Origin of the sequence: Bacillus cereus, assembly GCF_002561295.1 — a bacterium.
Taxonomy (GTDB): domain Bacteria; phylum Bacillota; class Bacilli; order Bacillales; family Bacillaceae_G; genus Bacillus_A; species Bacillus_A cereus_S.
On record NZ_NTUG01000012.1, the window covers coordinates 21243 to 39752 of the forward strand.

The following is an 18510-nucleotide window of genomic DNA, read 5'->3' on the forward strand; positions in this document are numbered from 1 at the left end:
GAAGCGTGAAACTTATGTTCCACGCTCCCGTTTACATTTTCCAAATCCCTATAATAATGAGTAAAATTCCAGGTAGGAACGTAAATTTTTGTAACCATCGCATATTCGACAAAACCGCCCCTAGCCTCATTCCGATAAATAAAAACAAAGAGCTCATAACAGCTACTAAAACCGCCATCATAGCAGGTGTATATCCGAGTAAGGATGCACCAATCCCCGCTCCAAATGAATCTACCGAGAGAGCGATACCTAAAAGTAAGGCTTCTCCACCAGAAATCGTGCCTGACTTATCAAAGTCGGCAACAGTCGGTTTTCGTAAAATTTGAATAACTAATCCAAGCGAAGCAATTTCTAATTTCCAAACTTTCTCTTCTTGCTGCGATTCGTCTTTTTTATCACTCCGAAAAAACTGATACAATACCCACGCTCCAATGGCTACTAAAACGACTCCGCCAATGCGCGTTGCAACCACCGGAGAAAACACTTTAGCAATCATATGTCCAAGCCCCATCGAAACAAGCATAACAGCAGCTGAACACATCCCAATGATGAGTATCGATTTTAACGGAATCCTTACGCTCCGCAATCCATAAGTAAGCCCTACACTACAGCTATCTAAACTTAATGTAAAAGCTAATAAAATAAGAGAAAAATAGTGATACATCGGTAAGCTCCTTCCCTATACATAGCTTTGCTGTATGTATATGACAAATGCCTATCCGATGTTATTAGAAAAAAACTCTTTCTTAGCTTTTTAGCTGGCATATCGGACAATAGTGCGTCCCTCTTCCACCAACAACTGTCTTTTCAATCACATTCCCACAAGTTACGCACGGCTCACCTTTTCTTCCGTAAACATTTAACAGCTCCTGAAACGAGCCGATTTGTCCCTGTGAATTGATATATGTTCTAATTGTACTTCCCCCACGCTTAACTGCTTCTCCTAATGTTTCCACAGTTGCCGCATGAATCTTTTCTATTTCAGCTTTTGTTAAAGACGAAGCTTCACGTTCCGGGTGAATCCCAGAACGGAATAAAACTTCATCTACATATATATTTCCAAGCCCAACTAAAAGACGTTGATCTAACAATACAACTTTTATTTTCCGATTTGTTTTTTGAAGCTTGTCTTGTAAATACGCCGGTGTCAGTTCAGCATCAAATGGCTCTGGCCCTAAATCTGCAAGCGGCATTTCTTCAAATTCTTCACCTTTTTTAAAGAGGTGCATCGTGCCAAACTTCCTTACATCTTTATAGTGTAATTCTGTACCGTCTGTGAATTGAAAACGCACATGCGTATGTTTATCAATTGCCTCATCACCTTCATGAAGCAAATATTTCCCTTCCATACGCAAATGTGAAACAATAACATACTTTGTTACATATAGAAGTAAAAATTTCCCTCTTCGCTCAATTCTTTCAATCGTTTCACCACGTAACATTTCTTTAAAGAGTTCAGCATCATCTGGTCGCTTTACTAATTTCGGATAGGTTACAATTACATCTTTAATTATCTTTCCTGTTACAAGGTTTTCAAGTGTCCTTCTAACATTTTCAACCTCTGGTAATTCAGGCATTCAATCACTTCCTTATTTTGCGTCATACCAAGTTGGACCAGAAGAATAATCCACTTTTAACGGAACAGCAAGTTCAATCGCATGTTCCATTACTTCAGGCACAAGCTTCTCTAATTTTTCTACTTCTTCTTTTGGCACTTCAAAAATCAATTCATCGTGTACTTGTAGGAGAAGTCGCGCTTGCAATCCTTCTTCTTCTAAGCGATTTGCCATAATAATCATTGCTTTTTTAATAATATCTGCCGCGCTACCTTGAATTGGTGTATTCATCGCAGTACGTTCTGCAAAACTGCGCAAATTAAAGTTACGACTCGTAATTTCCGGAATGTAACGACGACGATTTAACAATGTAGAAACATATCCTTTTTGTTTCGCTTCTTGTACAATCTCATCCATATATTCTTTTACACCAGGGAAACTTGCAAAATACTTTTCAATAAATTCCCCTGCTGCTTTTCGTGTAATTCCTAGGTTTTGTGAAAGTCCATAATCACTAATACCGTACACGATTCCAAAATTAACTGCTTTTGCTTGACGTCTCATATTCGATGTTACTTCATCTTCCCCAACGCCAAATACATCCATTGCCGTTTTTGTATGAATGTCCATATCATGTTGGAACGCTTCAACGAGTCCTTTATCTTTGGCAATGTGAGCCAATACACGCAGCTCGATTTGTGAATAATCGGCAGCATACATAACCCATCCTTCTGTTGACGGAATGAATGCCTGACGAATTTTCCTTCCTTCTTCTAAACGAATCGGGATATTTTGTAAGTTAGGATCTGTAGAACTTAATCGTCCTGTTTGTGTCAACACTTGATTAAAACGCGTATGAATTTTAGATGAATCTTCATGAACGACTTTTAACAATCCTTCAATATATGTCGAATTTAGCTTCCCTAATTGACGATAATGTAAAATATTAGGGATAATTTCATGGTGATTCATTAACTTGTCCAGTACATCAGCTGATGTAGAATACCCTGTTTTCGTCTTTTTAATAACAGGTAAGTTTAAATTCTCAAATAAAACTACACCAAGTTGCTTCGGTGAGTTAATGTTAAACTCTGTCCCAGCAAGTTCATAAATCTTTTGTTCCATTTCTTTCAGTCTTCCAGCAAGTTCATCTCCCATATTGCGCAAGCGTTCTGTATCAACTTTCACACCTTTTACTTCCATCTCAGCTAACACGCGAGCCAATGGCATTTCAAGTTCAGTAAATAGTTCATATTGTTCGTTTTTTTCTAGTTCTTCTACGAATGTTTTTTGCACATCAAAAAGCACATGTACTTTTCGAGCTACGTGCTCCGCAACTACACCTTGTTCTGGAACTGCACGTTTCGCACCTTTTCCGTATACTTCCTCATCAGATTTAACAGCATGCGTTTCTTTCATTTTTGCTACCGCACGGAAATCTTTATCTGTATCAGCTGGATCAAGTAAATAAGCGGCAATGAGTAAATCAAAATCAATCCCTTTGATTTCTACACCTTTCCACTTAAGCGCAACAATGGCACGCTTTGCATCAAACGTATACTTTCTCATTTCCTCATCTGCAAGCCACTTCGTAAAATCTTCAGATCCAAGTGCAACATCGCTCGGAATAAAATAGCAACCATTTTCATTTTGAATACCAAAACCTTGAATATCTGCTTTATGATAGTTATCTTCTTGTACTTCCACAATAATCGCACTATCTTGCTGAAGCATTTCATCAGTTACTTCTTCCACAATATCAAATGAAATCTCATCTAATTCAGCTGGCACTGTTTCCTCTGGAGTAGCACCAAGCTTGTTTAATAGAGAAGTAAACCCTAAATTCTCGAACATCGGAATAACATCACTTGCTTCATAGCCTTTATATTCGATATCATCCACATGTACCGTAATCGGTGCATCTGTAATAATTGTTGCAAGCTCTTTGCTCATGAGCGCCTGCTCTTTATTTGCTTCTAACTTCTCTTTTAATTTCTTTCCACTTACCTGATCTAAGTTTTCGTATACTGCTTCTACTGTTTCAAATTGCGTTAACAATTTAATCGCAGTTTTCTCACCAACTCCTGGTACACCCGGGATATTATCTGATTGGTCTCCCATTAAACCTTTCATATCAATAATTTGTTTTGGCGATAAACTATATTTTTCAAATAGAGCTTCTGTCGTATATTCATCTACTTCTGTAATCCCTTTACGCGGAATACAAACAAGTGTGTTATCAGAAACAAGTTGCAGTAAATCTTTATCTCCAGAAATAACTTTTACATAAGCACCTTGTTCGCTCGCTTCTTTTGCAAGTGTCCCCATAATGTCATCCGCTTCATAATTCTCTAACTCATAGCGTGGTACATGAAATGCATCTAACAGTTCACGAATAAATGGGAATTGCTCGGACAATTCAGGTGGCGTTTTTTGACGACCTCCTTTATATTCACTGAATGTTTTGTGACGAAATGTTGTTTTACCCGCGTCAAACGCAACAAGCATATGCGTTGGTTTTTCTTCTTCTAATATTCTCATTAACATCATCGTAAAACCATAAATTGCATTCGTATGTATACCTTTGTCGTTATTTAAAAGCGGCAGTGCAAAGAAGGCACGATACGCGATATTATTCCCATCGACTAATACAACCTTTTTTTCCAAATCAGAAACCTCCCCATACAAATTTAAAACGGTTTTTATATAGAAAAAACCGCCTTTTCCTTCTCTCTATATTAACACGACTACGAGAGAGAAGAAAAATAACGGTTCTTCTTATGACATATATTTAGGCATTACAAATGAAGATGCTGTCACAATGTCCTTATGTCAAATTTTCCAACAATTTAACATAAGGCACAAGAGATATTACGTCTTTACAAAAAGGGAAGTGACGAGAATAGAGCACTATTCTCGTCCAAAACTACTCCTTGGATGAAGGGGTTTTCATGTATTATATTAACAGGACTTTATTAATATTTAATGAAGCTATTGTTAATATAATGTAAATATATTCCGTCCAAGGCAACCCAAATTAAAAAACCGACATAAACCTTTTCTTTTTAGGAGGGAGTATTACTGCCCGTTAGTGCGGGATAAAAGCTTCGCATTATCATTACTTCTCCAAATCCGCTTTTGGTAAAGCAACTGTAAATGTCGTACCTTCCCCTACTGTACTATCCACAGTAATCGTTCCGTGATGCGCTTCTACTAAATGTTTTACAATCGATAACCCTAGGCCTGTACCGCCCGTATTTCGACTTCTCGCTTTATCTACGCGATAAAAGCGTTCAAAAATACGCGGAATTTCTTCGGTACTAATCCCAATTCCTGTATCAGATACTTTTATATAAGCATTATGTTCATCCTCTAACAACGCTACAGAAACCGTTCCACCAGCTGGTGTATATACAATTGCATTATTAACTAAATTGATAAAGATTTGCTTTAATCTGCTCGGATCTCCTATTACAGATACATGTCTCAATACATCCACTTGCAAGGAAATCTCTTTCTCTTGTGATTTATTCTCTAATACCATCTTGATTTCTCCGAGCAATTCTTTCATATCAACAGTGCCCATGTTTAATTTAAAACCTTGTTGTTCAATCTTGGATAAGTCCAATAAGTCTTCGATTAATCCTTGCATGCGTTCACTTTCCTTTAAAATAATATGCAGGAAGTGTTCACAAAACTGTTGATTTTCCATTGCACCATCAAGCAATGTTTCAGAAAATCCTTTAATAGAAGTGATTGGCGTTTTGAGTTCATGTGAAACGTTCGCTAAAAAGTCTTTTCGCATTTGCTCTAATTTCTTTAGTTCAGTTATATCGTGGAATACAAGAACAATCCCTTTCCACTCATGATTCGTCCCAATAATTGGCGCACCATATACTTCAAAGTGCTTTCTTTCAATTCCAAGTGACAGCAACATTTGTTTCCGGACTTTCACTTCTGTCATAAAAATTTCTTCCACAAGTTCAATGATTTCCGCATGGAGAAATGCTTCATAATATAAACGATCTAAGTACTCTTCATCTGTTACATGAAAGATTTCTTTATACGAACGGTTTACAAGACTTATATAGCCACGGCTATCAATTAAAATCATACCGCTCCCCATATTTTCAATCAGCGTATGTAAGCGGTCTTGTTGCATTTCTTGCTCTAACGTCATTTCTTGTAAATTACGCGCTAAAATATTGATGGCCTTACTTAACATTCCTGTTTCATCTGAATGATTTTCATATGCACGCGCCTTATAGTTACCCTTCGCTAATTCAATCGCTACTTTTGTAACTGATTCTATCGGACGAATATATTGGCCTGTAATTTTCACACCAAGAAAGACAACGACAAGACAAGCAATAACAAATCCTATAATTAATAACCCCCACGTTTTTTGGTGCACGTCTTTCAGAGGAGCTATCATGCTTTTTATAAGAATATATCCTTGCTTACCATCTGCGTCTTGAACAAATATCGCATGGTGAAATACGTTCTTATCATTGGTGTCTTTCGTAATCACTCTATTTTTTTGTTTTTCTGTTTCAGAAGAAAGCTCATCAATTGTCGCCTGATTGAATACAGTTTGCTTATCTTTACTATATTTAACCTTCTTCTCTTCATCAGTAAATACAATCGAAACAGGAACTTGTTCTTCTAGTTGCTCAAATATATGTGGCGCTTTTAAAACATGATCAATACCTTCTGTCTCTACTAATGAAGCAACATATCGCGCTTCTTTTATCGTTCTCTCTTTCGCATGATCAATATAATAATTCTCAAACAGCGTTTCTAAAAGTACTCCTAGTCCAACTAAAATAAGTACAATGAGAGAAACAAATGTAAAGAGAAGCCTTGAGCGAAATTTATTCATTCCCCTTTGGCTCCTCTAATTTATACCCTAATCCACGAATGGTTTTAATATATGTTGGTTTTTTTGTGTTCTTTTCAATTTTATCTCGCAAATGGCTAATATGAACATCGACGATTCTTGTATCACCGGCAAAATCATAGTTCCATACTGCACTTAATAACTGATCACGTGTTAACACACGTCCCTTATTTCTCGCTAAATATACAAGTAATTCAAATTCTTTTGGCGTCAACTCTAACTTTTCCTCTTGGAAATACGCCTCATAAAACTCAGGTAAAATTTTCAGATCAACGATATGAATACTATTTTCGTCCTGTACTTCTGGAACTTGTTCATCTTGCAATTTCGTACGGCGTAAAATCGCCTTTACGCGTGCAACAACTTCCCTTGGGCTAAATGGCTTTGTCATATAATCATCAGCCCCAAGCTCAAGTCCTAACACTTTATCAAACTCGTCATCTTTCGCCGTGAGCATTAGAATCGGTGTCATAACTCTTTGCAAACGCAATTCTTTACACACTTCCATACCATCCATCTTAGGAAGCATTAAATCTAATATAATCAGATCTGGACGTTCCGTTACCGCCTTTTGAAGTGCCACTTCACCATCCATCGCTGTTATAACTTCAAATCCTGCTTGCTGTAAGTTAAATTCAATTAAAGTTAAAATAAACTCCTCATCATCAACAACTAAAATTCGATTGCTCATTCTCTTCCTCCAAGTTATAGACTTGAAACCTTCTTCATCCTAGTATTTCCCCACTATTCCCATCATACTAGAAAACAATGCCCCTCTCAATAGAATTGTCCATCCACTAAGCTTGATTATGATATAGTTATACAGAAAATATATCTAATAGAAAGCGATGATCTATTCATGTTTAAAGCAGCTATTATTTTCATTCTTGCCGGTCTAGCTGAAATTGGCGGTGGATATCTCATCTGGAAGTGGATACGAGAAGGGGGTTCCATCTGGTTCGGTCTAATCGGAGGCATTATTTTATGTTTATATGGTGTAATTGCCACATTCCAAGTATTTTCTAGCTTCGGTCGGGTATATGCAGCTTACGGCGGCGTATTTATTGTGATGAGTTTACTCTGGGGATGGATGGTAGATAAGAAAACACCTGATATTTTTGACTTTGCTGGTGCAGCTATTTGCCTTATTGGTGTTTTTATTATTCTTTGGCCACGCGCCTAATACATACCGTGAAACTGTTATCCCGCTATTTGCGGGCAGTAAGACCCCCACCTCAAGATTCAGAGAGAAACGAGGNNCCCGATTGGTGTGGGCTGATAATCAGTGGGGGATGAAGAAAATCCCTACTGATTAAAGTTTCACTTTATCCCGCTAATGCAGGATAACATAGAAAAAACAGGCGATTCCCCGCCTGTTTTTCTTAAAAATTATCTAACGCTTTTTCTAAACTAGAAGCTGATTTATAAGGTGGCGCAACTGTTAATACACCTTTTACAACGACTTCTTCGGCCTCATTATAAGCGAACACACGCATATCAATCGTATGATCTTTCTCTGAAACACCTACAACTTCAAAATGAATTTGCAAAGTTTCATAATGGTGTACAGGCTTCACAAAAGTAAGATCCTTCCTAACAACGTGACTGCCTGGACCTGGTAAGTATTTCGTTACCGCTGTTGTAACCATACCTGTTAGCATAATACTTGGTACAATTGGTTTTTCATACGGAGTTTGGGATGCGTAATCATGCTGGATATATAATGGATTGGAATCATTTGTTAACCCTAAATACAATAATAGATCTTTATCCTCAATTTTTTCAGTGATAGATAACTTTTCCCCTACTGTAATCTCATCCATTCGACGACCAATTTGAATTTTCTTCTTTAACATGTTACAAACCCCCTCCAAGTTTTATTTTTATTATCCTACCAAAATCAATATATTATCCGAAATACTGCTGTAATGAGGGCGATGTATATTATCAATCTACGTTTCATAGTAGGATATAAAAATGACAGCGTTTTCAAGTTATTCTAATAAAATAATCCATTTAATAGTAGAAAAAGATTCGGGATTCCGAATCTTTTTCTACTTATATTTTTATTAAGCAAGAACTTTCATAACGTTACGCACAGATTCTACTGAACGATCTAGCGCTTCTTTTTCCTCTTCACGAAGTTCTAATTCAATAATTTTTTCAATTCCGTTACCACCTAGAATTACTGGTACACCTAAGTAAAGGTCACTATAACCATACTCACCTTCAAGGTATGCGATAGCTGGCAATACACGACGCTGATCTTTTAAAATCGCTTCAGTCATTTCAACTAAAGAAGCTGCTGGCGCATAGTATGCACTACCATTTCCAAGTAAGCCTACAATTTCGCCGCCGCCTTTACGCGTACGTTCTACGATTGCTTCTAAGCGCTCTTTCGGAATTAATGTTTCTAATGGAATACCACCTGCATAAGAGTATCGTACAAGAGGTACCATATCATCACCATGACCACCAAGAACGAATCCTGTAATGTCTTTTACCGAAAGATTCAATTCTTGTGCGATAAATGTACGGAAACGAGCTGTATCTAATACACCAGATTGACCGATAACACGCTCTTTCGGGAATCCAGCTTCTTTAAATACAGAATATGTCATTGCGTCAACTGGATTTGTTAACACAACAATAATTGCGTTTGGCGAATGTTTTGCAATATCTTGCGTAATACTTTTCATAATTTTAGAGTTGGTTGCTACTAAATCATCACGGCTCATTCCTGGTTTACGTGCAATCCCTGCTGTAATAACAACAACGTCGGAATCAGCAGTATCTGCGTAATCAGACGTACCGATAATGTTAGCATCAAAACCTTGTACAGGGCTTGCTTCTAACATATCTAACGCTTTTCCTTTTGTTGGATTCTCCAGTTGTGGAATGTCCACTAATACAACATCTGCAAGCTCTTTTTGAGCTAATAAGAACGCTGTTGTTGCTCCTGTAAATCCTGCACCGATGACTGAAACTTTTTTGCGTTTGATTGTCATACTTTCTCCCCCACTCTGGATTATGCGTTTTTGATTACCGCTAAGTCCATATTGTTAATAAGAGCATCAGCAAATTCAGAACATTTCACTTCAGTTGCACCATCCATAAGACGTGCGAAGTCATATGTTACCACTTTTGAAGCAATTGTTTTTTCTACTGAAGCAGTTACTAATTTCGCCGCTTCATTCCATCCTAAATGTTCTAATAATAATACTCCTGAAAGAAGAACAGAAGATGGATTTACTTTATCTAAACCTGCATATTTTGGAGCTGTACCATGTGTCGCTTCAAAAATAGCATGTCCCGTAACGTAGTTAATGTTTGCACCAGGTGCAATACCAATGCCACCTACTTGTGCTGCAAGCGCATCAGAAATATAATCTCCATTTAAGTTCATTGTTGCAACAACATCGAACTCACGTGGACGTGTTAAAATTTGTTGTAAGAAGATATCAGCAATAGAATCTTTCACAATGATTTTACCAGCTGCTTCAGCCTCTGCCATCGCTTTATTTGCTGCATCTTTACCATCTTTCTCAACAATGCGGTCATATTCAGCCCAAGTAAATACTTTATCGCCGAATTCTTGCTCTGCAACTTCATAACCCCAGTTTTTGAAAGCTCCTTCTGTAAATTTCATAATATTTCCTTTATGAACTAATGTAACAGAAGAACGTTTTTCATTAATTGCATATTGAATTGCAGCACGAACAAGACGCTTTGTCCCTTCTTCTGAAATCGGTTTAATACCAATTCCTGATGTTTCTGGGAAGCGAATTTTGTTTACACCCATTGTTTCTTTTAAGAATTCAAGTACTTTCTGTGCTTCTGGAGATCCTTGTGCATATTCAATACCAGCATAAATATCTTCTGTATTTTCACGGAAAATTACCATATCAGTATCTTCCGGACGTTTTACAGGTGAAGGAACACCTTCAAAATAACGCACTGGACGTAAACATACGTATAGATCTAATTCTTGACGAAGTGCTACGTTTAGAGAACGAATACCACCACCAACAGGAGTTGTAAGCGGCCCTTTAATTGCGATTAAATATTCGCGAATCATATTTAACGTCTCTTCTGGTAACCATTCACCAGTTTGGTTGAATGCTTTTTCCCCTGCAAGCACTTCTTTCCAAACAATTTTCTTCTCACCATCATAAGCTTTTTCAACAGCTGCTTCTAATACACGAGATGCTGCTGCCCAAATATCCGGCCCAATTCCATCGCCTTCAATAAAAGGAATAATAGGATTGTTTGGTACATTCATAACACCATTCGTTACAGTAATTTTTTCTCCTGTCGTCACTGTGATAACCCCCATGTTTGAAATTTCATATGTGTGAAACTGAGGGAATAGAACCCTCAGTTCAAACCGTTAGTCAAATTAAAATATTCCAATCATTACATCTTCACTAAAAAATCTGAATTTTGAAAGCGTATTTACACTATCCAAATAGTGTTTTTAGCTTATCGTTGTGCCAATGGTACATAACGTTGATGTGTTGGCCCATTGTAATCAGCACGCGGACGGATTAAACGGTTATTTTCATATTGTTCTAGAATATGAGCTAACCATCCTGACATACGGCTAATTGCAAAGATTGGTGTAAATAAATCATGATCAATTCCTAAACAATGGTAAACAGAAGCAGAGTAGAAATCGACATTTGGTGGAAGACCTTTTTCTTTTGTAACAATGTCTTCAATTTTGATAGACATATTATACCATTTCTCTTCCCCTAAAAGCACGCATAATTTCTTAGACATTTCACGCAAATGTTTTGCACGAGGATCACCGTGCTCATATACGCGATGACCAAATCCCATAATCTTCACTTTATTTTGAAGTGCATTATGAACATAGGATTCTACATTTTCTTCTTCACCAATTTCTTTTAACATCTTCATTACATTTTCATTTGCCCCACCGTGCAGAGGACCTTTTAACGCACCAATTGCTGCTGTAATACCAGAATACACATCTGAAAGTGTCGCAACACAAACGCGAGCTGTAAATGTAGAAGCGTTTAACTCATGATCCGCATGAAGTACAAGCGCTTTATCAAAAGCTTCAATTTCCACTTCATTTGGTTCGCGGTCATTTAACATATAGACAAAGTTTGCAGCTAATGATAAATCTTTTCGTGGCTCAACAACTTCTAACCCTTTACGAATTCTTGCATACGCTGCAACAAGAGTGCCTACTTGCGCTTGTAATTTAACCGCTTTCAAATAATTGGACTTTTCGTCCATTAATTCAGCGCTCTCATCATATAATGATAACATGGAAATTGCTGTTCGTAAAACAGACATCGGATGTGCAATCTTTAAATCTACTTGTTTTAAATATGTTAAAATTTCACTTGGAACTTTGGAATGTTCAGATAGACTTTCTTTTAACTCATTTAATTCCTCTTCGTTAGGAAGCTTGCGGTGCCATAATAAATATACCACTTCTTCAAACGTAGCATTTTCTGCTAAATCATCAATGTTATAACCAACATACGTTAATGTATCATCAATAATAGAGCTCACAGATGATGTTGTTGCCACTACCCCTTCTAATCCTCGAATAACAGTCATTACACTCTCTCCTTTTCCTGAAAATTCTCCCAACCTTGCTCCCTTGTATCTGTTTGCTTCCCTTCTAGATTATGAACGCCCGTTCACTCTTTAGGCAAGCAAAATGCACGATCATGCAAATTTGTTGTGGTGTTCCCATCTTGTTGTTCTATCGCTTTATCAAAGCATGAGCGTGAGTTTTCTCCCCGAATCCTCACGCCTAGAACAAACAGATGGTGAGGAAAACTAGTTCCGAAGAGTTTAGGATAAAAACAACATAAAACAATATCAATAGAAAATTACTTTATGTTGTTTTTATTTTATTTGGTGTAAGTCTTCGTTGCTATGTAGCCTTTAGATGTTTTCTAAGTCTATTATAAACAATTATCTGACTTTTGTGAATGGAAAGAATTCAAAAAATTTATATTACTATAAAATTCCTCATTTAAACATCTGTATAATGTTCATCACAGCATAAGCAATTCCCGCTCCAATTAATGGTCCTACAGCAACTCCATTAAACAATGCAACTGCTATAATCGTTCCAAATACAAGCGCAGTTGTAATATGAGGATCGCTCGCTAATAACTGTACTCCCCCTTTTGCCAAAAGAGCGACCGCTATTCCTGAAGCTAAAGCAATCCATGCATAATAAGATTTAGTCGCTTCACCTAACTGCTTAAATCCGATTTCACCCGTAGCAATCGGAACAAGAACTGCAATCGTAATAACCGTTACACCAAGATTAATTCCTTTTGTTTGTAAATATGGAAGCATTTTATCTCCTAAAAACGTCCACTTTAGCAAAAACAACACACTAACTGCCACAGTAAGCGATTGATTTTTAGCAATTAAACCTATAATAAGTAGTATGAATAAAAATAACGTTGATTGACTAATCATGATTACACTTCCTTTCTGAAAATAATGAACCTGTTTACAAACTAAAGTAAAACTTTAATCCCCACCTAACTTCTTAAAAAAAGCAGAAGCAACTTACTCAGAATCGTTGGACGTTAGACCCCCGAAAACGCCTGGTGATTCTAGCCGATAGAGCTAGACAAGACCCTTTCTGAACTTTGAGGTAGGAATCTTACTGCCCGTTAATGCGAGGTAAATCGTCGTTCAACTTAAGCCTGTAATGAAATGCTTATAATTACCAAAAAGGAAAAGCACTCTTCTTTCTTTTCTTATAAGAAACAGGTAAAATAAAACATAACTTGCGTGAAGCACTCATCCAGTAGTATGAAACATATTTTTACTGTTGATTAACTATCACCATCAAGCTATTAAAGCTAGATCACTTCGCACCTTGAATCAAGACAACATGTCCGCAAATAACAGAACAAATCCATCATTCCACTATAGCATAAATACCATTTGGAATGGGAGGTAGGCACTTTTGAATCGAAACTCACTATATATCATGCTGCGACTTATATTTGTCATTTTAGCAACGATAATTGGGTTCTACGCACTTTTATATGTTTCAGGTCTGATTTATCCTTTCATTATCGCATTAGCTTTTGCGTATTTAATTAATCCAGTTGTAAATTTTCTCAATCAAAAACTACAATTCCCTCGCGCCTTAGCAGTACTCGTCAGCTTAATTCTCGTATTCGGCGCCATCGTCGGACTGGTTACCTATCTTGTGACAGAAGCAATTTCTGCCACAACTTACTTACTGCAAATCGTCACAGAAAAGTTCCCAACAATTGTACAGTATGCGCAACAATTTGCACTCAATCATATTATGCCTTTATATGATGATTTAATTTCTCAATTTAATCATCTAGGTGAATCACAACAATATACAATTACACAAAACATTCAAAATCTAGGAACAGAAGCGACAAAGCAGATGAAAGAATTATTAACCGCCATTATAAGCGGATTAACAAACTTCATCAGCGCACTTCCAACGACTTTAACAGTTCTTGTCTTTATCTTATTAGCAACCTTCTTTATTAGTTTTGATTGGCATAAACTCGCTAACAAAATGAAGCAATTACTCCCAAATCGCGTACACGGATACGGAAAAACTATTTTTGTCGATTTACGCAAAGCATTATTTGGATTTGTAAAAGCGCAGCTCACACTCGTATCTATGACAACCATCATTGTACTAATCGGACTATTAATTTTGCGTGTACCCTATGCAATTACAATCGCAATCATTACTGGAATCGTAGACTTGCTTCCTTATTTAGGAACCGGAGCAGTTTTTGTCCCTTGGGTCATATATGTATTCTTCACAGGGGATACAGCATTCGCAATTGGTCTACTTATTTTATATATTGTCGTCATTGTTCAAAGACAAATCATGGAGCCAAAAGTATTGTCATCCAATATCGGACTAGATCCACTCCCAACACTTATTGCATTATTCGTTGGATTTAAGCTATATGGTTTTTTAGGATTAATTATCGGTCCTGTCACATTAGTACTATTAAACACATTGCACAAAGCTCGTGTATTTCATGATTTATGGAAATTCATTAAAGGTCCACCATTAAAATAATAGTTTCACTATCAGCCAAGTTTCACATTTGAATTTTCTTCCAAAAGAAAAACAAGGGAATTATCTACAATAAATGGATAACTCCCTTGTTTTTTGCATAAAATTACGATTTTAAGCCCCTTTTTGTATCTTCATTCTATTTTCCGTATTTTTATTATTACCTTTTCTTCCTTTTTCTTCAAATGAATAAAAATTCATTTTTGGCCATATTGACGATTAACAAGCTCCTAACTCCATATTTTTTTAAAATCAAAAGACAAAAAATAGCACTTAGAACAATTTATGTTCTAAGTGCTATTTTTGCACGATAACAGTCGTATTCTTTCTTAATTTCCATTCTAACCATTTCATTATCACAGGCTTACATAACTGCCTTGTTGCCGGAAATATAAAAATACACCCTATCACATCAGTTACATATCCCGGAACCAACAGAAGCACACCGCCCATAAAAACAAAAATACCATCTAATACAGCATCACCCGGCATCTCGCCTCTATTCAACCTTGAGCTAATTTCTCTCCATACCATAAGCCCTTGTCGTTTCGCTAAATAAGTACCAAGTACACCCGTAAATACAATCATAGCAAATGTCGGCCACATACCTATCAAGTGACTCGAACCAATTAGCACCGTCACTTCAATTGCTGGAATTAAAATAAAAAGAAACAGTATCCACTTCATTTCCCTACTCTCCTTCCCCTTACTATTTATAACTCACAATACTCCCATCTTAGGAAAACCACTCTAGAAACAATCTATCTCCTTTATCCCGCATTAACGAGCAGTAAGACCCCTACCTCAAAATTCAACGAAAGTAATATCCAGCTCTAGCAGCTAAAGAAGTTCGGCGGGGGATCAACCGTCCGTAAAACCCTGAAGAGAACACTTTTACCTACCACTTCATGCGCCCTTACGCTTACAAATCAGTGCTTCATCATTCTTTTACAGCCTAAGAGACCCACTCCAGATTAAAACCGCACTGAGAGCCTCTTAAACACGAATAACAGTATCTCCATTAACGCTAAGCCCCTTACCTTCACTACTCTTTTGTATTCTAGGTGTAAAAAAAAGAGAAGGACTCCCATCCTTCTCTTCACATTACTTCTTATAGCACTTCCGCATGTCCATTATAAACAATTCCGCGCGCCGCATCAACTGTTACTTCTTGGCCATTTTTTAAAGTTGCTGTTACACCATTTACACCAACGATAACCGGAATACCGATTGATACACCTACAACAGCTGCATGGCTTGTTAAGCCACCTTCTTCTACAACTAGAGCTGCAGCTTTTTCAATTGCAGGAATCATATCTTTATCAGTGCTTGTTGTAACTAGGATATCTCCTTCTGTTACGTTCGCTACAGCCTCTGCAGCTGTTTTCGCTACAACTACTTTACCTTTTGCAGCTTTACGACCGATTCCTTGTCCTTTAGCGATTTCTTCACCAACAACATGGATTTGCATTAAGTTTGTTGTACCAGTTTCAGCAACTGGAACACCAGCAGTGATTACAACAGTATCTCCAAGTCCAATTAGACCTGCATCCATACCTGTTTGAATTGCAGTATCTAACATTTCATCAGTAGATGCTGCACGTTTCTCAGCCATAAATGCTTGTACACCCCAAACAAGCGCAAGACGACGGCCCACTTGCTCGTCAGATGTTACAGCTACGATTGGAGATTTCGGACGGTATTTAGAGATCATTTTCGCAGTGTATCCACTTTCTGTTGGAGCTACGATTGCAGCTACCCCAAGAGCAAGCGCTGTGTGTGCAACAGATTGACTAATTGCATCTGTAATTGTTGGAGTGAACTCTTTAATACGCTTTTTGAACATATCTTCGTATTGTAGTGATTTTTCAACACGTGTTGCAATGTTTGCCATCATTGTTACTGCTTCTACTGGGTATTGTCCCGCTGCAGTTTCACCAGAAAGCATGATTGCATCTGTACCATCGAAGATTGCGTTCGCTACGTCACTTGCTTCCGCACGAGTTGGACGTGGGTTACGTTGCATAGAATCTAACATTTGTGTTGCAGTAATAACTGGTTTACCTAATACGTTACATTTTTTGATTAGACGTTTTTGTACTAATGGTACTTCCTCTGGTGGAATTTCTACACCCATGTCACCACGAGCTACCATTAAACCGTCAGAAACTTCTAAGATAGAATCGATGTTATCGATACCTTCTTGGTTTTCAATTTTTGGTACGATTTGAATGTATTGTGCACCATGCGCTTCTAATAATTCACGGATTTCTAATACATCAGCTGCTTTACGTACGAAAGATGCTGCGATGAAATCAACTTTTTGCTCGATACCGAAAACGATATCTTTTACGTCTTTTTCAGTGATACCAGGAAGCTTAATGCTTACGTTTGGTACGTTAACACCTTTTTTATTTTTCACAGTTCCGCTGTTTAGTACTTTCGTACGGATGTTTCCGCCAGCTTTCTCGATTACTTCTAGTTCGATAAGACCGTCATCGATTAGAATGCGAGAACCTGGGTTTACATCTTCATAAAGACCAGCATAAGATACAGAGAATTTCTCTGCAGTTCCTAATACTTGCTCAGTAGAGATAACAACTTCTGCACCTGTTACAAGCTCAGCTTGTCCGTCTACGAAGTCATGTGTACGGATTTCTGGACCTTTTGTATCAAGTAAGATTGCAACTGTTTTACCAGTTTTCTTTGAAGCTTCACGAATGTTTTTAATACGTGCTCCGTGCTCTTCATGGCTACCATGAGAGAAGTTTAAACGAGCAACGTTCATACCAGCCTCGATTAATTGCTCTAATTTTTCAATACTTTCACTAGCAGGACCTATAGTACATACAATTTTAGTTTTACGCATATTGCACCTCCGAAAATTATGAAACCGTTCCCAAATATTTGACATTAAGCCGATTAGATGGATAATTCTTTAGATAATTGATACATATCTTTATCAATCGTATGCTGTTGAGCTAACGCTTCGATAATGTCATGATCAACAAGTTGGTTGTTTTGGATACCTACGCAGCGTCCACCTTTACCCGCAATCAGCAGTTCAACCGCTCTTGCGCCAAGACGACTTGCTAATACACGGTCTTGTGCACTTGGTGATCCACCACGTTGCACGTGACCTAATACAGTTACGCGAGTATCAAAGTTTGTTGCTTCTTCGATATGCTTACCGATGTCAATTGCACTTCCAACACCTTCAGCTACAACGATGATACTATGCTTTTTACCACGCTCACTACCGCGTTTTAAACGAGCAATTACATCTTCCATATCATGCTCTTCTTCTGGAATTAAGATTGTTTCTGCACCATCAGCTAAACCAGCCCATAATGCGATATCTCCAGCATGTCGTCCCATTACTTCGATAACATATGTACGTTCATGAGATGTAGCAGTATCACGAATTTTATCGATTGCATCAATAACAGTGTTTAACGCTGTATCGAAACCGATTGTGAAATCTGTTCCAGGAATATCATTATCAATTGTACCTGGTACACCAACACACGGGAATCCTTGCTCTGTTAATTTTTTAGCACCTTGATAAGAACCGTCTCCACCAATAACAACAAGTCCTTCAATACCAAGTTTCTTTAATTGCTCAATTCCTTTTAGTCGTACTTCTGGGTCTTTAAACTCAGGACATCTCGCTGTATATAATTTCGTACCACCACGGTGGATAATATCGCCAACAGAACCAAGTTCTAATTTTTCAATGTGACCAGAAATTAATCCAGCGTATCCATGGTAAATACCATACACTTCTATATCATGGAAGATTGCTTTACGAACAACTGCACGAATGGCAGCATTCATACCAGGTGAATCTCCACCACTTGTTAATACACCAATACGTTTCATTTGTACTCACCTCATAAAGATTATTTGCCTTATAATAAAATAACACGAAAAAATATAAAAATACAATGGAGAAGATG

At 37.4% G+C, this 18510-nt stretch carries 15 protein-coding genes; 2 read left to right on the plus strand and 13 right to left on the minus strand.

Annotation, left to right across the window (positions count from 1 at the left end):
• Nucleotides 1-31: 31 nt before the first annotated feature.
• The 5 genes from ytaF to CN373_RS10215 all read right to left on the minus strand — a co-directional run bounded on the left by ytaF (nt 32) and on the right by CN373_RS10215 (nt 7147).
• Nucleotides 32-664, minus strand: a complete 633-nt coding sequence (gene ytaF, locus CN373_RS10195) for a sporulation membrane protein YtaF (RefSeq protein ID WP_000274932.1) — start codon at nt 662-664, stop codon at nt 32-34.
• 82 nt (nt 665-746) lie between these two features.
• Nucleotides 747-1577: a DNA-formamidopyrimidine glycosylase gene (gene mutM / locus CN373_RS10200; RefSeq protein ID WP_001114469.1), complete on the minus strand. Its 831-nt coding sequence runs from the start codon at nt 1575-1577 to the stop codon at nt 747-749.
• 12 nt (nt 1578-1589) lie between these two features.
• Entirely contained in the window at nt 1590-4223 is a 2634-nt protein-coding gene (polA, locus tag CN373_RS10205) for a DNA polymerase I (RefSeq protein ID WP_098359239.1), read from the minus strand.
• Between the two features lie 451 nt (nt 4224-4674).
• Nucleotides 4675-6438: a two-component system histidine kinase PnpS gene (gene pnpS / locus CN373_RS10210; protein ID WP_001032145.1), complete on the minus strand. Its 1764-nt coding sequence runs from the start codon at nt 6436-6438 to the stop codon at nt 4675-4677.
• Nucleotides 6431-7147, minus strand: a complete 717-nt coding sequence (locus CN373_RS10215; RefSeq protein ID WP_000071065.1) for a response regulator transcription factor — start codon at nt 7145-7147, stop codon at nt 6431-6433. Before CN373_RS10215 ends, pnpS begins: the two co-directional genes overlap by 8 nt.
• Nucleotides 7148-7315: 168 nt before the next feature.
• On the opposite strand from CN373_RS10215, the gene CN373_RS10220 reads away from it, so the two are divergent.
• Complete coding sequence (locus CN373_RS10220) at nt 7316-7639, plus strand: YnfA family protein (protein ID WP_000471434.1); 324 nt, start codon at nt 7316-7318, stop codon at nt 7637-7639.
• A 199-nt stretch (nt 7640-7838) separates the two neighbouring features.
• Here CN373_RS10220 and CN373_RS10225 read toward each other — a convergent pair whose 3' ends face one another.
• From CN373_RS10225 to CN373_RS10250, 5 genes are all read right to left on the minus strand, one after another.
• Nucleotides 7839-8312 carry a MaoC family dehydratase gene (locus CN373_RS10225; protein WP_000914140.1) on the minus strand — a complete coding sequence of 158 codons (474 nt, stop codon included), beginning with the start codon at nt 8310-8312 and terminating at the stop codon, nt 7839-7841.
• Nucleotides 8313-8525: 213 nt separating this feature from the next.
• Nucleotides 8526-9464 (minus strand): malate dehydrogenase, encoded by a 939-nt coding sequence (gene mdh, locus CN373_RS10230; protein ID WP_098359240.1) that lies wholly within the window; start codon nt 9462-9464, stop codon nt 8526-8528.
• Nucleotides 9465-9484: 20 nt separating this feature from the next.
• Entirely contained in the window at nt 9485-10777 is a 1293-nt protein-coding gene (icd, locus tag CN373_RS10235; RefSeq protein ID WP_000206906.1) for an NADP-dependent isocitrate dehydrogenase, read from the minus strand.
• Nucleotides 10778-10938: 161 nt separating this feature from the next.
• Nucleotides 10939-12087 (minus strand): citrate synthase, encoded by a 1149-nt coding sequence (gene citZ, locus CN373_RS10240; protein WP_000503661.1) that lies wholly within the window; start codon nt 12085-12087, stop codon nt 10939-10941.
• Between the two features lie 387 nt (nt 12088-12474).
• Nucleotides 12475-12936: a DUF441 domain-containing protein gene (locus CN373_RS10250; protein ID WP_000625510.1), complete on the minus strand. Its 462-nt coding sequence runs from the start codon at nt 12934-12936 to the stop codon at nt 12475-12477.
• A 499-nt stretch (nt 12937-13435) separates the two neighbouring features.
• On the opposite strand from CN373_RS10250, the gene ytvI reads away from it, so the two are divergent.
• Nucleotides 13436-14554, plus strand: a complete 1119-nt coding sequence (ytvI, locus tag CN373_RS10255) for a sporulation integral membrane protein YtvI (RefSeq protein ID WP_098359241.1) — start codon at nt 13436-13438, stop codon at nt 14552-14554.
• Between the two features lie 294 nt (nt 14555-14848).
• Here ytvI and CN373_RS10260 read toward each other — a convergent pair whose 3' ends face one another.
• The 3 genes from CN373_RS10260 to pfkA all read right to left on the minus strand — a co-directional run bounded on the left by CN373_RS10260 (nt 14849) and on the right by pfkA (nt 18433).
• Nucleotides 14849-15238, minus strand: coding sequence for an FxsA family protein (locus CN373_RS10260; protein WP_000871166.1), 390 nt, complete (start codon nt 15236-15238; stop codon nt 14849-14851).
• Between the two features lie 424 nt (nt 15239-15662).
• Complete coding sequence (pyk, locus tag CN373_RS10265) at nt 15663-17420, minus strand: pyruvate kinase (protein ID WP_098359242.1); 1758 nt, start codon at nt 17418-17420, stop codon at nt 15663-15665.
• Between the two features lie 53 nt (nt 17421-17473).
• A complete protein-coding gene (gene pfkA, locus CN373_RS10270) occupies nt 17474-18433 on the minus strand; it encodes a 6-phosphofructokinase (RefSeq protein ID WP_098359243.1) in 960 nt (319 codons plus the stop codon).
• Nucleotides 18434-18510 lie beyond the last annotated feature (77 nt).

Bases quoted from the DNA above. Each gene is read 5' to 3' on its own strand.
- CN373_RS10225 (WP_000914140.1), bottom strand. From the start codon at position 8,312: ATGTTAAAGAAGAAAATTCAAATTGGTCGTCGAATGGATGAGATTACA.
- pnpS (WP_001032145.1), bottom strand. From the start codon at position 6,438: ATGAATAAATTTCGCTCAAGGCTTCTCTTTACATTTGTTTCTCTCATT.
- CN373_RS10260 (WP_000871166.1), bottom strand. From the start codon at position 15,238: ATGAAGTGGATACTGTTTCTTTTTATTTTAATTCCAGCAATTGAAGTG.
- ytaF (WP_000274932.1), bottom strand. From the start codon at position 664: ATGTATCACTATTTTTCTCTTATTTTATTAGCTTTTACATTAAGTTTA.
- CN373_RS10220 (WP_000471434.1), top strand. From the start codon at position 7,316: ATGTTTAAAGCAGCTATTATTTTCATTCTTGCCGGTCTAGCTGAAATT.
- CN373_RS10215 (WP_000071065.1), bottom strand. From the start codon at position 7,147: ATGAGCAATCGAATTTTAGTTGTTGATGATGAGGAGTTTATTTTAACT.
- mutM (WP_001114469.1), bottom strand. From the start codon at position 1,577: ATGCCTGAATTACCAGAGGTTGAAAATGTTAGAAGGACACTTGAAAAC.
- pyk (WP_098359242.1), bottom strand. From the start codon at position 17,420: ATGCGTAAAACTAAAATTGTATGTACTATAGGTCCTGCTAGTGAAAGT.
- mdh (WP_098359240.1), bottom strand. From the start codon at position 9,464: ATGACAATCAAACGCAAAAAAGTTTCAGTCATCGGTGCAGGATTTACA.
- CN373_RS10250 (WP_000625510.1), bottom strand. From the start codon at position 12,936: ATGATTAGTCAATCAACGTTATTTTTATTCATACTACTTATTATAGGT.
- pfkA (WP_098359243.1), bottom strand. From the start codon at position 18,433: ATGAAACGTATTGGTGTATTAACAAGTGGTGGAGATTCACCTGGTATG.